We start from the raw sequence: 12,463 nt of genomic DNA on the forward strand, positions 1-12,463 counted from the left end.
TCTTGGACCCCTCACGATGTTCGATCCTCCCCCGATGCAGGAGGATAAGGCATGAACTGGTCGATCTCGTTCGAACCGCTGATCTCCTGGCCGCTTATGGCCCTGGTGCTGGTGCCGTTGGCGTTGCTCGCGCTCATAGGCCTGTGGTTTCGCCAGCGCGGCGCGGTCCTGCGCTTCGTCGCCCTGCTGGCGCTCGCCGCCGCCCTCTTCAATCCGGTGTTCCTCAATGAGGAGCGCGAGCCGCTGAAGAGCGTCGTCGCGCTGATCGTCGACCGCAGCCAGAGCCAGGACATTGGCGACCGGACCAAACAGACCGACGAGGCCGTGGCCGGGCTGCAGCAGCGTCTTGGCCGCTTCAAGCAGTTCGACGTCCGCGTCGTGGAGGCCGGCAAGTCCGACGCCGCCGAGGAGCGCACCGAAACGCGGCTGTTCGGCGCGCTGGAAGGCGCCTTCCGCGACGTGCCGCCCTCGCGCATCGGTGGCGCCATCATGATCACCGACGGCGAGGTGCATGACACGCCTTCGAGCACGCCCGATTTCAACGCCCCGCTGCATGCCCTCATCACCGGCAACGAGCACGAGAAGGACCGCCGCATACGTTTCGAGAACGCGCCGCGTTTCGGCCTTGTCGGCAAGCCGCTCGACATGACATACCGCGTCATCTCGACCGAAAACGAAACCGGACCGGTCGATGTCCGCGTCTCCGTCAACGGCGAGCAGGTTGCGGTCGAGCATGCCACCGTCGGCCAGACCATGCCGCTGCAGGTGACCATCCCGAGTGCCGGCCGCAACATCATCGAACTCGCCATCGACCGCGAACCGGGCGAACTGACCGATGCCAACAACCGCGCCATCGCGCTGGTCGACGGCATCCGCGAAAACCTGCGCGTGCTGCTCGTATCGGGTGAACCGCATGCGGGCGAGCGCACCTGGCGCAATCTGCTGAAATCCGACGCCTCGGTCGATCTCGTCCATTTCACCATCCTGCGGCCGCCGGAGAAGCAGGACGGCACGCCGATCAATGAATTGTCGCTGATCGCCTTCCCGACCCGCGAGCTGTTCGTCGAGAAGATCAAGGATTTCGACCTCATCATCTTCGACCGCTACCAGCACCGTGACGTGCTGCCGATCCTCTATTACGATTACATCTCCGAATATGTCGAAAAGGGCGGCGCGCTGCTGATCGCCGCCGGCCCCGAATATGCCGGCGAGGCTTCGATCGCGCGCACGCCGCTGATGTCGGCCCTGCCGGCCATGCCGACGGGCGAAGTGGTCGACAAGGCGTTCTACCCGCGCCTGACCGAACTCGGCCAGCGTCATCCGGTGACGCGCGGCCTCGACGGTTCGGCCACCGAGCCACCGCACTGGAGCCGCTGGTTCCGCACCATCGGCGTGCAGAACCCGCAAGGCGAAGTGGTGATGAAAGGTGCCGACAACCGGCCGCTGCTGCTGCTCGACCGCAAGGGCGAAGGCCGCGTCGGCATGCTTCTGTCCGATCAGGGCTGGCTGTGGGCGCGCGGCTTCGAGGGCGGCGGTCCGCATGTCCAGCTCTACCGGCGCATTGCCCACTGGCTGATGAAGGAGCCCGAGCTCGAGGAAGAACGGCTGACCGCCGAGGGACGCGGCATGGTGCTGGAGATCCGCCGCCAGACGATGGCCGACGATCCCGGCCCGGCGCAGATCATCACCCCGTCCGGCAAGACGCTCACCGTCAAGCTCGACAAATCCGAACCCGGCGTCTTCCTCGGCAGTGTCCAGACGAGCGAGATCGGCCTCTTCCAGGTTGCCAATGGCGATCTCACCGCGCTCGCCCATGTCGGACCGGTCAACGCGCCGGAATTCGCCGACGTCGTCTCCACGCAGGAGCGGCTGAAGGCGCCGGCGGAAGCCACCGGCGGCAGCGTGCGCCGGCTGGCCTCGTCGACGGCCAGCGACGTGACGCTGCCTTCCATCGTACCGGTGCGTTCGGCCGGCGAAGCGTCGGGCAGCGACTGGATCGGCCTGCGCACCACCGACGACAGCGTCTTGAAGGCCGTGTCGCGCGTACCGCTGTTCGGCGGCTTCCTCGGCCTCGGCCTGCTGCTTCTGGCAATGGGCTCGATGTGGTACCGCGAGGGACGGTAGCGGGGCGCACTTCCCTTCTCCCCTTGTGGGAGAAGGAAAAAGCGCCCTGCTCCTGCCCTCCGCTATGGCTCCGGGCGTTCGTCGCTTTAGTCGACAAATCGTTGTCGACTAATCGCCCTGCGGGCGACCGCTCCTCACTCCTCCGGTTCCGTCGTGAACAACAGCGGATAGCCCTTGGCCTTGCCGGCGTCGGTGGCCCGTGTCGCCTTGGTCTCGGCGACATCCCTGGTGAAGACCGCGACCACGCAGACGCCGCGCTGGTGCGCGGTGATCATGACCCGGTGCGCCTGGTCCTCACTGAGCTTGAACTCGCCCTTCAGCACCGTCACCACGAATTCGCGCGGGGTGAAATCGTCATTGATGAGGATGACCTTGTAGAGCTTCGGCCGCTCTGTCTGCGGCTTCACCTTGACGCGCGGTTTTGTGGTGATTTCAGGCATTCGAACCGACTGTTTCGCGATCAAACTTAAGCCCGCATTTTGCCACGGGTGGCAGCGACCGTCCATTTGCGGACCGTCGGCGGGCACGCCCGGTCCTTCACGATCATGTGGGAAATGGTCTGTCGCGGTTCAACGGCCCTGACGGCCGAAGATCCGGCGACTTGCGTCGGCATCCGCCCGGCGTTCCAGCCATGCGGCGATCGGCCATCCGGCAACGCAGATCAGCGTCACGCCGGCGAGTACGATCAAAAGCCACGCCTGCACGGGCGTGATGTAATCCCAGTTGCTGGAAATCGCCGGCGCGAACAGCGAAGGCTCGGTGCGCCCGCTTGCAGGGTCCGGCACGGGGCTGGCGGTGAGCAGAATCAGCACCCTGGCGACGCCGGTGGCAACCAGGCCGCCGATCACCATGGAGCGAAAAATGGACGAAAGCCGCTTCTTCATGCGGATTGTCCTACAGGGCCGGCATTGCAAACGGGTTAAGCATGATCGAGATGCGTGGCTGGAAGCCGCCGGGTGTTCAGCTTATCGACCGTGCCCTTGGCAGAAGGCCGTCCCAGCCGGTTTGCGGCTGGGGCGGCCTTAGTTGAACTAACCTCGAAGCCGATCAGGGCTTCTTGGGAGCAGCCTTCGCAGGGGCCGCCTTCGCGGGAGCAGCCATCGCGGGGGCCTTCTTGACCGGGCACTTGTGCGTCTTGGTCACCTTGCAGACGGTCTTCTTGGCGACCTTCTTCGGAGCAGCCTTGGCCGGAGCGGTGGTCATCGCGGCAGCAGCCGGAGCGGTGGTCGTGGTGGCGGCAGCCGGGGCAGCGGTCGTGGTGGCGGCTGCGTTGCCGAGAACCGGCATCGAGAAGGCGAGAGCGACGGCGAGACCAAGGGCGGACAGGATGGACTTGTTCATGGCTTCATTTCCTTTTTTCTGCGGGTCGTTTTTGAGTGTCACTGGACCGGGTCGTTCGGTGTCACTCCAAGCAGCTTCAAAGCATTGGCGAGCATCCGGATGCCCTGCGCCTGTTTCTTGGCGGCGCAGTACCGGTTGCCCTTTCTCTGAAGTGCCTTTGCCGCGGTGACCTGCGTTGCCGTGGCATGGGTTTCGAGGGCTTCATCAAATTGGTGGCTGAGATTGGCGCACCGTTCGCTCCGGGTGAGCGGCGCCTTTGCATCCGATTGGTCGACAGCGGCAGTGAGCAGGCCAAGGCCTAGCAGAACTCCCAACAAACTGATCGACAATCTTGGCATTGGTTAATCCGTAAACCCGGAGACTAGCGTCGCAGCCGATGACCTGACCGCCACGGCACCGTTATGCCGGCCTACTTTTTCAGGAGTTTTTCCCGATTGTAGAATTTTGTTTCTGGATTGTGTCTGGCCAGGCCACGCCAAGACCGTCGCCATGTGGAGAAGGCGGAATTCATTCTCCCTTGAAAAGCAAGGTACTGGCCAACATATGGCCCGAATTCTATCGTGTGGCTGACTAGCCAATCATGGCTTGGCCGGCAACCGGGACAGCGCACCTGTGAAATCCGAGACACACATACTGATCGTCGACGACGACAAGGGCATCCGCGACCTGCTTCAGGAGTTCTTCCAGAAGCGGGGCCTGCACACCTCGGTTGCCGCCGACGGCGCCGAGATGGAGGCCGTCCTGCGCCGTTCCCAGGTGGATCTCATCGTGCTCGACGTGATGCTGCCCGGCAGGAGCGGGCTGGAACTGTGCCGCGACCTGCGCGCCCAGTATACGACACCTATCATCATGCTGACCGCCGTCACCGAGACAACGGACCGTGTCGTCGGCCTCGAGATGGGCGCCGACGACTATGTGCCCAAGCCCTTCGACCCGCGCGAGTTGCTGGCGCGCATCCGCGCCGTGCTGCGGCGCAACGGCGCCGCCGAGCCGAAGCGCGCCACCACAAAGCAGATTTACCATTTCGCCGGCTGGACCATGGACTGTTCGCGCCGCCGGCTGACCGCGCCCGACGACGTCAGGGTCGAACTGACCATGGCCGAGTTCAACCTCCTGCAGACCTTCGTCAAGAGCGCTCAGCGCGTGCTGACCCGCGACCAGCTCATCGAACTGTCCGGCGGCGACAGCGACTATTCCTTCGACCGCAGCATCGACATCCTGGTCAGCCGGTTGCGGCGCAAGATGGAAGATGATCCCAAGACGCCCAAACTGATCCTCACCGTGCGCAGCGGCGGCTACCAGTTCCTGCCCGAGACGACCTCCGAATGAGACGTTTCCTGCCGCAGACCTTGCCTGTCTGGGTGCTGCTGATCGTCATTGCCGGCCTGCTGATCAGCCAGGTCGCGACGCTTTACATCGTGTCGCGCGACCGCGCCGCCGCCAATGACGTGGTCGACCTCTACCGTCTCAACGACCGCGCCTTCTCGCTCGTGCAGTTGATGAGTGGCGCCACGCCGGAGGAGCGCAAGGCGACCGCCGCGGGCCTGTTCAACTCGACATACGCGCTCACCGTCTCGGACACGCCCGCCGTCACCTCTTCGATCGCCGGCGACGACGAACTGGCCGAGCTCGAGGATATCCTCGTCGGCCGGCTGTCGAAGTTCGGCATCACCGACGCGCGCGTGCGCCGCGATCCGGCGACGCGCGAAGCAGACGATGCCAGCGGCGCGGCGCCGGGGCCCGATATCGGCCAGGTCGAGCGGGACCTTCTGGTGCTGGCCGCCGATTTCGCCCAGAGCGACAAGCTGACGGCCTCGCTGCGCTTCGCCGACGGCCAATGGCTGAACTTCACCGAACCGATCACCCCCGTCGGCCCGATCCTGAGCGTCGACAGCCTGCCGCTCTATGCGCTGATCGCGGGGCTGGTGGTGATCATGTCGATCTGGTCGCTGCGCCGGCTGACCGCGCCCTACCGGATGATGGAAACCGCCGTGAACAGGATCGGCAAGGACCTGAAGAGCCCGCCGATCGCCGAGAGCGGCAGCCGTGAGGTGCGTGCCGCCGCCAGGGCGATCAACGCCATGCAGACCAGGCTGCGCGAATATGTCGAGGACCGCGAACATCTTGCCGCCGCACTCGCGCATGACCTGCGCACGCCGATGACGCGCATGCGGCTGCGCCTGGAGCTGTTGCGCAAATCGGCGGTTCGCGAGGCGCTGGCGCATGATCTCGCCGATGTCGAGAGCATCGCCAGTTCGGTGATCGACTTCGCCACCTTCGAGGTGAACGAGGAAAAGAGCGAACGCATCGACTTCTGGTCGCTCGTGGAATCGATCGCCGACGCCTATCCGGACGTCTCGTTCGACAATGACGACACCCGCTCACGCGGCCTGATCTGCATGGCGCGGCCGGTGGCGCTGAAGCGCTGCGTCACCAATCTGGTGCAGAACGCCGTCACCTATGGCAAGAAGGCGCATCTCAGCCTGCGCCGCTCCGACGGCACGATCACGCTCGCCATCCGCGACGAGGGGCCGGGCATACCCCAGGCCCAGATCGACGCCGTGTTCGGCTCCTTCGTGCGCCTCGAACAGTCCCGCAACCGCCAGACCGGTGGGCTCGGGCTCGGGCTGACCATCGCCCGCAACATCGCGCGTGCGGCGGGCGGCGAAGTCCGCCTGTCCAACCATCCGGACGGTGGCCTGCTGACGGAGCTGCGCCTGCCGCTGGCGGCTTGAGGACTGATCAGGCCGCATCGAACGTCAACTTGTCGCGATGATCTTCCAGGCCAACAGCGCGATGATGACCGCCGCCGTGAGCATTGTTGCCCAGCGGTGCCGCCCGGATGCATGCAGAACGAGAACGGCCAGCGCCGCGATCGACGCGGCAAGGCCCCCTTCGACATAGAAGAGCTGTGCGCCGTCAATCGGCCCGCCGCTTGCGCCTCCGACACGGAAGAACTCCAGGATCGACCGGATCGCGATCACGATCAGCAAGCCGAGCGCCGCCTGCGCCGCACGCGCCGTCGACAGCCAGTTCAATATCCGTTTCAAGGCGCCTCCCGATGCGACCCGAAAGCCTTCGGTTGACGTTGCCGGCCTACCGCCGCAGCACCGCGCTCAGCACGTCGCGAATGCCGATGGCGCCGACGAAGCGGGACTGATCGTCGAACAGCGCTACCGGTGCCGTCTGCGAGCGGTGCATGGCAAGCATCACGGTCTTCAGCGAGGTGCCGGGATTGGCCCAGAACACCTGCGCCAGCTCCTCCGGCTGGCCCTCGACATCGGCGCAGGACACCCATACGGCCGGCTTGCCGTCGCGCTCGGCCGCCGCCACCAGCCCGTGCTCGTCGATCTTGAAACGCGTCGTCTTGCGCCGGTCGAGCCACACCCAGCCATTGTCGCCATGCTCGAGGTCGCGACGGTCGCGCATGACGTTCCAGGCGGTGAGCACCGAGAGCGGGTTCACATTGGCGATGAAGTCGCGGACATAATCGTTGGCGGGGCGCAGCACGATGTCTTCCGGCGCGCCCGTCTGGACGATACGGCCGCCCTCCATGATGGTGATGTGGCTGCCGATCTTCAGTGCCTCCTCGAGGTCGTGGCTGACGAAGATGATGGTCTTCTTCAGCTCCGCCTGCAGCTGCAGAAGTTCGTCCTGCAGCTTGGTGCGGATCAGCGGATCGAGGGCCGAGAAGGGCTCGTCCATCAGCAGGATAGGCGCCTCGGTGGCGAAGGCGCGCGCCAGGCCGACGCGCTGCTGCATGCCGCCCGAGAGCTCATGCGCGTATTTGTTCGACCATTGGTCGAGGTTGACCAGCTTGAGCTGCCTGTGCACCCGCTCCTTGCGCTCGGCATCCGGCACGCCGGCGAGTTCGAGGCCGAGGCCGACATTCTCCTCCACCGTGCGCCACGGCAACAGGCCGAACTGCTGGAAAACCATCGCCACCTGCTTCTGCCGCAGCCGCCGCAAGGTCGGCTCGTCGCAAGTGACGACATCGACCGTGCGGTCGCCGTCCTTGACCAGCACCTGGCCGCGCGACACCACGTTGAGCCGGTTGACCGCCCGAAGCAGCGTCGACTTGCCCGAACCGGACAGGCCCATCAGCACCGAGATTTCCCCCTCATGCACGGTCAGGCTGGCTCCGGCGCAGCCGAGCACATTGCCGGTCTTCTCGAGTATCTCGGCCCGGGTAGCGCCCTTGTCGATCATCGCCAGCGAGCCGGCCTGGTCGGCGCCGAAGACGATATCGACATTCCTGAAATCGACGGCGACGGTCATTTCTTGCCTCCAACGCCAATGCGGGTCATCCGGTCGAGCACGATGGCGAGCACGACGATGGCGAGACCGGCCTCAAGGCCAAGGTCGATGCGGCGCGAACCGAGCGCCCGGTTGATTTCCGTGCCCAGCCCGCCGGCGCCGATCAGGGCGGCGAACACCACCATCGACAGTGACAGCATGATCGACTGTGTCAGGCCCGCCATGATGGTGGGCAGCGCCGAGGGCAGCTCGACCTTCCACAACAGCTGGCTCTTGGTGGCCCCGAAGGCCTCGCCGGCCTCGATGATCGATTTCGGCACCGAGACGACGCCGAGATGGGTCAGCCTGACCGCGGTCGGGATGACGAAGATGATGGTGACGATAAGGCCGGGCGCGTTGCCGAGGCCGAACAGCGTCAGCACCGGGATCAAGTAGACGAAGGTCGGCAGCGTCTGCATCAGATCGAGCACCGGCAGCATGATGCGATAGACCTTCGGCTTGTGCGCCGCCCAGATGCCGAGCGGCACGCCGATGGCCATCGCCGCCGCGGCGGCCGCGACCACCAGCACCAGCGTCTGCACCGTCTGCTTCCAGAGGTTCTGGTTGATGATGAAGATCAGGCCGAGGAAAACCGCGATGGCGAGTGGCCGCGAGCGCTGCAGCAGCCAGGCAATGACGGCGATCACCAAAGCGAGCAGCACCGGCGGTACCATCAGCAGGATGTCGACCAGGCCGTCGAGCAGGAAATTGAGGCCGTTCGAAAAAGCCCTGAACACGGTATCGAAATTGTCGGTGAGGAAGCCGAAGAACGCCTTTCCCCAGGCGCCGATCGGGATCTTGTGATCGACCATGAATTTGGAAATCGGATCCATCTCACCCCTCGTTTGCCAGAGCTCTGCCTTCGGCCCCGTATTGTCGCAACGTCATCTTGTCACAGGATACGAAAAAGGGCAGCCTTTCCACAATGGCTGCCCTCTGTTTCGGTCACGCCGAAATCAAAGTCGGCTCAGCTCCCGAGCGCGGTCTTGACCGCCGCCGCCGCGTCGCCGCCGTCGAAGGTGGTCACGCCGGCAATCCAGGGCTTGACCGCATCTGGATTTTTCTTCAGCCAGTCGGTTGCCACCGTGTTTGCATCGCTGCCTTTCAGGATGGCGTCCATCATCTGCCCTTCCATATCCAGATTGAATTTCAGGTTGGCGATGAACTTGCCGACATTCGGGCACTCGGTCATGTAGCCCTTGCGCACATTGGTCGAGACGGTGGCCGCGCCAAAACCGCTGTCGCCCATGCCGTCGAGATAGGTGATCTTCATGGCGCCCATCACAGGATGCGGCGTCCAGCCGAGGAAGGCGATCCACTCATTGTTCTTCATCGACTGCTCGGCCTGCGTCAGCATGCCGGCCTCCGAGGATTCGACCAGTTCGAACCCGTCGAGATTGTCCTTCGGGTTCTTGATCATGTCGAGGATGATGCGATTGCCGTCATTGCCGGCCTCGATGCCGTAGATCTTGCCGTTGAACTTGTCCTTGAACTTGCCGAGATCGGTCAGCGACTTGACGCCGGCATCCGCGACATAGGTCGGCACGACGATGCCGTAACCGGCACCGGCCAGGTTCTGGCTGACGGTCTCGACCGAACCGTCGGCCGTGTAATCCTTGATGTCGTTGGTCATCGACGGCATCCAGTTGCCGAGGAAGACATCGAGGTCCTTGTTCTTCAGCGACGCATAGGTCACCGGAACCGAGAGCTGGATCACCTGCGGCTCGTAGCCGAGCGCGGTAAGCAGCACGGAGGCCAGCCCGGTGGTAGCCTGGATGTCGGTCCAGCCGACGTCGGAGAGGCGAACCGTCTTGCAGCTTGCCGGATCGCCGGCGAAGGCCGCGCCCGTGGACAGGAAAGCCGCCAAGCCTAGGCCGGCGACGAAGGAATTCATACGCGACATCTGTATTCTCCCATTTCGATTTCTTTGGCGAAGCGAAGTTACGGTTTTTGTGCCCGCCTTGTTTCGTCAGCCAAACACCATTCTGAAGTGGTTTCAAGCACTAAGACAATCACGATCAACGGCGCTGGCTGGCCAATCAGCGACACCGCTGACGCTTTCCGTGCCAGGCCCAAGCGCAATCTGCCTCGGCAGTGGCGGCTTTTTCAGGGGAATGCGGCCGCGGCCCCTCCCCGCGCGGCGGCAAGTCGGCTTAAAAGGGCGGCATGGCCAAGCTTTACTTCCACTACGCGACGATGAACGCCGGCAAGACGACCATGCTGTTGCAGGCATCGTACAATTACCGCGAACGCGGCATGACGACGATGCTGTTCGTCGCCGGTCACTACCGCATGGGCGACACCGGCTTGATTTCGTCGCGCATCGGGCTGGAGGCGGAAGCCGAGATGTTTCGCGATGGCGACGACCTGTTCGCCCGCGTCGCCGAGCATCACCAGCACACGGCGGTGCATTGCATCTTCGTCGATGAGGCCCAGTTCCTGGAGGAAGAACAGGTCTGGCAGCTTGCCCGCATCTCCGACCGGCTCAACATCCCCGTCATGTGCTACGGCCTGCGCACCGATTTCCAGGGCAAGCTGTTTCCCGGCTCGCGCGCGCTGCTGGCGATCGCCGATGATCTGCGCGAGGTGCGCACCATCTGCCGCTGCGGCCGCAAGGCGACCATGGTCGTGCGCCTCGGTCCCGACGGCAAGGTGGCCCGCCAGGGCGAACAGGTGGCAATCGGCAAGGACGTCTATGTCTCCCTCTGCCGCCGCCATTGGGAAGAGGAAATGGGCCGCGCGGCACCCGACGACTTCATCGGCTTTGTCAGCGGCTGAAACGAGGGCCCGCTTGACGCCGGCATCGGGCAGTTGGCTGCCATCTCTTGCAGCCGCGCCATTCCATGTGCCTTTGTTAAGGTCGGCGCCCTATTTTCCCGCCACAGCCAGAACTCCCCGGGGTCAGCCATGCTTCGAGCCGTCTTGTCCGCCAGCCTTCTTCTCCTGGCCACTTCCGTTGCCGTCCAGGCCGGAGGCGATCCTGTGCTGGGCAAACATGTTTTCAACCGGTGTATGACCTGCCATGAGGCGGCCACGGACCGCGACAAGGTCGGCCCGCATCTTATGGGCGTCGTCGGTCGCACGGCCGGGACCGCCGAAAGCTTCCTCGGTTATTATTCCGAGGCGATGAAGAGCGCGGGCGCTGCCGGTCTCGTTTGGGACGAGGCAAATCTTGCCGAATACCTCAAATCGCCCAAGCTGAAGGTGCCCGGCAACAGGATGGCCTTCAGCGGGCTGAGCAATGACGACGACATCGCCAACGTCATTGCCTATCTGAAGGCCGATCCCAAGCCCTGAGCAGACGCCGTCCGGAGTGGACTGGCTTGCGCCCGCCTGTGGGGCTGGAAGGGTCAGTTATTGTCAAGTTTCGGAGCCATCTGCTTCGGCGTGGACTGATTGCTTTGCCGACATGAAAGTTCAAAATCAGCTGAACCAGGCTTGGCCGGCCAGTTGATCACGCCATGACCACGGCTCCATTGCCTTTCAAGGGTTCGGCCGAATATTTGTTTCGCGCAGCGCACTGTTTTCACGTCTTTCAATCCCCTGATACCCCACATATATTCGCCGCTGTTCGCAACCAGCGAGCGGAAGCCGAAGCGGGAGGCCCCTATGGCGACATTGCAGAATTTCGATGCCGAAATTGCCAAGACCAAGCAGGTCGTCCAGGATATGCGCACCAAGATCGAGCAATCCGGCACCGTGCTCGACACGCTCGCAACCGCCGACAAGAAGATCGGCGACGCCAATTTCGACATCGAGAACGCCCGCATCGAGGATGTGCTGAAGCAGCAGAAGGTGATGGAAGGCAACATCGCCGACCTGATCATCGGCCTCGAGGACGCCACCAATGTCTTCGGCGCCGAGTTCGAGAGCATGAAGAACTATACCGGCTGGGAAAACTTCGTCGGCGTCTTTTCGGCGCAGCGCAAGCAGCGCATGCGCACCGACCGCGTGCGCAACATGTCGCTCGCCGGCAATCTGCAGGAACTGCTGGCCAAGTCCGACACCATCGTCGGCATATTGAAGGCGCAGAAGGAAGTTCTCGACCAGCGCTACAAGACCTCCGAAGCCAGCCTGTCGCAGGTTATCGAGCGCCGCAAGACCACGATGACGAACCTCGAAGCCGTGCAGAAGCGCATCGAGGAGCTCAATCCGATGCTGCTCGACATCGAAAACAAGATCGCCGCCTCGACCAGCCAGAAAGACCGCACGCAGCTCGAGGGCGAACGTTCCAAGCTCGCCACCGAATACAATGAAAAGCAGGCCAAGGAACAGGAGCTGCTGGCCGAAAGCCAGACGCTGGAGCGCTACACCTCGATGTTCCAGACCTTCGTCGATTCGCTCAACAACCAGATCGCCGCCCAGTCGACGCTGATCAACAAGCTGACCATCGATACCGAGCAGCGCATCGTGCTCTACAAGGCTTTGGAAGATTCTTTGAAGACCGCCGCGCAGCAGGACGTCGCCCACAAGATCAACACGCTGGGCAGCCAGGTCGACAACACGGCCGAGGAAACCATGGCCGGCATCGGCGCAGCCTCGCAGAAGCACATCGGCGACCTGCTCGAAATGCACGAGAAGAACATGGTGGCCAGCGCCGACATCCAGCGCCGCAAGAAGCTGGCCGACGATGCCTTCGCCCGCCGCTTCGACGAGGTGCTGAAGAAGCACAATTCGGCCAACTACGTGCAGTCATAATTGC

15 protein-coding genes are annotated in these 12,463 nt (G+C 63.6%); 6 read left to right on the forward strand and 9 right to left on the reverse strand.

All coding sequences use genetic code 11. The annotated features are described in order from the left end of the window. Window positions 1–51: 51 nt before the first annotated feature. Window positions 52–2,124: a membrane protein gene (locus M653_RS0110880; protein WP_027143389.1), complete on the forward strand. Its 2,073-nt coding sequence runs from the start codon at window positions 52–54 to the stop codon at window positions 2,122–2,124. Between the two features lie 134 nt (window positions 2,125–2,258). On the opposite strand, the gene clpS is transcribed toward M653_RS0110880, so the two are convergent. The 4 genes from clpS to M653_RS0110900 form a co-directional block, all read right to left on the reverse strand. Further along, window positions 2,259–2,564, reverse strand: a complete 306-nt coding sequence (gene clpS, locus M653_RS0110885) for an ATP-dependent Clp protease adapter ClpS (protein ID WP_027143390.1) — start codon at window positions 2,562–2,564, stop codon at window positions 2,259–2,261. 129 nt (window positions 2,565–2,693) lie between these two features. Next, a complete protein-coding gene (locus M653_RS0110890; RefSeq protein WP_027143391.1) occupies window positions 2,694–3,008 on the reverse strand; it encodes a hypothetical protein in 315 nt (104 codons plus the stop codon). Window positions 3,009–3,171: 163 nt separating this feature from the next. Next, window positions 3,172–3,465 carry a hypothetical protein gene (locus M653_RS0110895; RefSeq protein WP_027143392.1) on the reverse strand — a complete coding sequence of 98 codons (294 nt, stop codon included), beginning with the start codon at window positions 3,463–3,465 and terminating at the stop codon, window positions 3,172–3,174. Between the two features lie 38 nt (window positions 3,466–3,503). After that, window positions 3,504–3,803: a hypothetical protein gene (locus M653_RS0110900; protein WP_015316050.1), complete on the reverse strand. Its 300-nt coding sequence runs from the start codon at window positions 3,801–3,803 to the stop codon at window positions 3,504–3,506. 274 nt (window positions 3,804–4,077) lie between these two features. Here M653_RS0110900 and M653_RS0110905 point away from each other — a divergent pair, with 274 nt between their 5' ends. After that, entirely contained in the window at window positions 4,078–4,794 is a 717-nt protein-coding gene (locus M653_RS0110905; protein WP_027143393.1) for a response regulator transcription factor, read from the forward strand. Next, window positions 4,791–6,200 carry an ATP-binding protein gene (locus M653_RS0110910; protein ID WP_027143394.1) on the forward strand — a complete coding sequence of 470 codons (1,410 nt, stop codon included), beginning with the start codon at window positions 4,791–4,793 and terminating at the stop codon, window positions 6,198–6,200. The genes M653_RS0110905 and M653_RS0110910 overlap by 4 nt, the downstream gene beginning before the upstream one ends. 24 nt (window positions 6,201–6,224) lie before the next feature. Here M653_RS0110910 and M653_RS0110915 read toward each other — a convergent pair whose 3' ends face one another. The 4 genes from M653_RS0110915 to M653_RS0110930 all read right to left on the reverse strand — a co-directional run bounded on the left by M653_RS0110915 (window position 6,225) and on the right by M653_RS0110930 (window position 9,664). Beyond that, entirely contained in the window at window positions 6,225–6,503 is a 279-nt protein-coding gene (locus tag M653_RS0110915) for a hypothetical protein (protein ID WP_027143395.1), read from the reverse strand. Between the two features lie 58 nt (window positions 6,504–6,561). Next, complete coding sequence (choV, locus tag M653_RS0110920; protein ID WP_027143396.1) at window positions 6,562–7,743, reverse strand: choline ABC transporter ATP-binding protein; 1,182 nt, start codon at window positions 7,741–7,743, stop codon at window positions 6,562–6,564. Beyond that, window positions 7,740–8,594 carry a choline ABC transporter permease subunit gene (gene choW / locus M653_RS0110925; RefSeq protein WP_027143397.1) on the reverse strand — a complete coding sequence of 285 codons (855 nt, stop codon included), beginning with the start codon at window positions 8,592–8,594 and terminating at the stop codon, window positions 7,740–7,742. The genes choV and choW overlap by 4 nt, the downstream gene beginning before the upstream one ends. A gap of 134 nt (window positions 8,595–8,728) precedes the next feature. After that, window positions 8,729–9,664 (reverse strand): choline ABC transporter substrate-binding protein, encoded by a 936-nt coding sequence (locus tag M653_RS0110930; protein ID WP_027143398.1) that lies wholly within the window; start codon window positions 9,662–9,664, stop codon window positions 8,729–8,731. Window positions 9,665–9,927: 263 nt separating this feature from the next. Between M653_RS0110930 and M653_RS0110935 the strand changes: the two genes are divergently transcribed. Then, window positions 9,928–10,539, forward strand: a complete 612-nt coding sequence (locus M653_RS0110935) for a thymidine kinase (RefSeq protein ID WP_027143399.1) — start codon at window positions 9,928–9,930, stop codon at window positions 10,537–10,539. A gap of 129 nt (window positions 10,540–10,668) precedes the next feature. After that, on the forward strand, window positions 10,669–11,058 hold the full coding sequence (locus M653_RS0110940; protein WP_027143400.1) for a cytochrome c family protein: 390 nt from the start codon (window positions 10,669–10,671) through the stop codon (window positions 11,056–11,058). A 53-nt stretch (window positions 11,059–11,111) separates the two neighbouring features. On the opposite strand, the gene M653_RS1000000136655 is transcribed toward M653_RS0110940, so the two are convergent. Beyond that, window positions 11,112–11,291: a hypothetical protein gene (locus M653_RS1000000136655; RefSeq protein ID WP_156938182.1), complete on the reverse strand. Its 180-nt coding sequence runs from the start codon at window positions 11,289–11,291 to the stop codon at window positions 11,112–11,114. A gap of 79 nt (window positions 11,292–11,370) precedes the next feature. Between M653_RS1000000136655 and M653_RS0110945 the strand changes: the two genes are divergently transcribed. After that, window positions 11,371–12,459, forward strand: coding sequence for a hypothetical protein (locus M653_RS0110945; RefSeq protein ID WP_027143401.1), 1,089 nt, complete (start codon window positions 11,371–11,373; stop codon window positions 12,457–12,459). Window positions 12,460–12,463: the final 4 nt, after the last annotated feature.

The sequence above is a fragment of the Mesorhizobium sp. WSM3626 genome, assembly GCF_000513935.1.
Taxonomy (GTDB): domain Bacteria; phylum Pseudomonadota; class Alphaproteobacteria; order Rhizobiales; family Rhizobiaceae; genus Mesorhizobium; species Mesorhizobium salmacidum.

Coding starts and splice junctions, on each gene's coding strand:
- choW (WP_027143397.1), bottom strand. CDS start 8,594: ATGGATCCGATTTCCAAATTCATGGTCGATCACAAGATCCCGATCGGC.
- M653_RS0110900 (WP_015316050.1), bottom strand. CDS start 3,803: ATGCCAAGATTGTCGATCAGTTTGTTGGGAGTTCTGCTAGGCCTTGGC.
- choV (WP_027143396.1), bottom strand. CDS start 7,743: ATGACCGTCGCCGTCGATTTCAGGAATGTCGATATCGTCTTCGGCGCC.
- clpS (WP_027143390.1), bottom strand. CDS start 2,564: ATGCCTGAAATCACCACAAAACCGCGCGTCAAGGTGAAGCCGCAGACA.
- M653_RS0110945 (WP_027143401.1), top strand. CDS start 11,371: ATGGCGACATTGCAGAATTTCGATGCCGAAATTGCCAAGACCAAGCAG.
- M653_RS0110895 (WP_027143392.1), bottom strand. CDS start 3,465: ATGAACAAGTCCATCCTGTCCGCCCTTGGTCTCGCCGTCGCTCTCGCC.
- M653_RS0110910 (WP_027143394.1), top strand. CDS start 4,791: ATGAGACGTTTCCTGCCGCAGACCTTGCCTGTCTGGGTGCTGCTGATC.
- M653_RS0110935 (WP_027143399.1), top strand. CDS start 9,928: ATGGCCAAGCTTTACTTCCACTACGCGACGATGAACGCCGGCAAGACG.
- M653_RS0110890 (WP_027143391.1), bottom strand. CDS start 3,008: ATGAAGAAGCGGCTTTCGTCCATTTTTCGCTCCATGGTGATCGGCGGC.
- M653_RS0110880 (WP_027143389.1), top strand. CDS start 52: ATGAACTGGTCGATCTCGTTCGAACCGCTGATCTCCTGGCCGCTTATG.
- M653_RS0110940 (WP_027143400.1), top strand. CDS start 10,669: ATGCTTCGAGCCGTCTTGTCCGCCAGCCTTCTTCTCCTGGCCACTTCC.
- M653_RS0110930 (WP_027143398.1), bottom strand. CDS start 9,664: ATGTCGCGTATGAATTCCTTCGTCGCCGGCCTAGGCTTGGCGGCTTTC.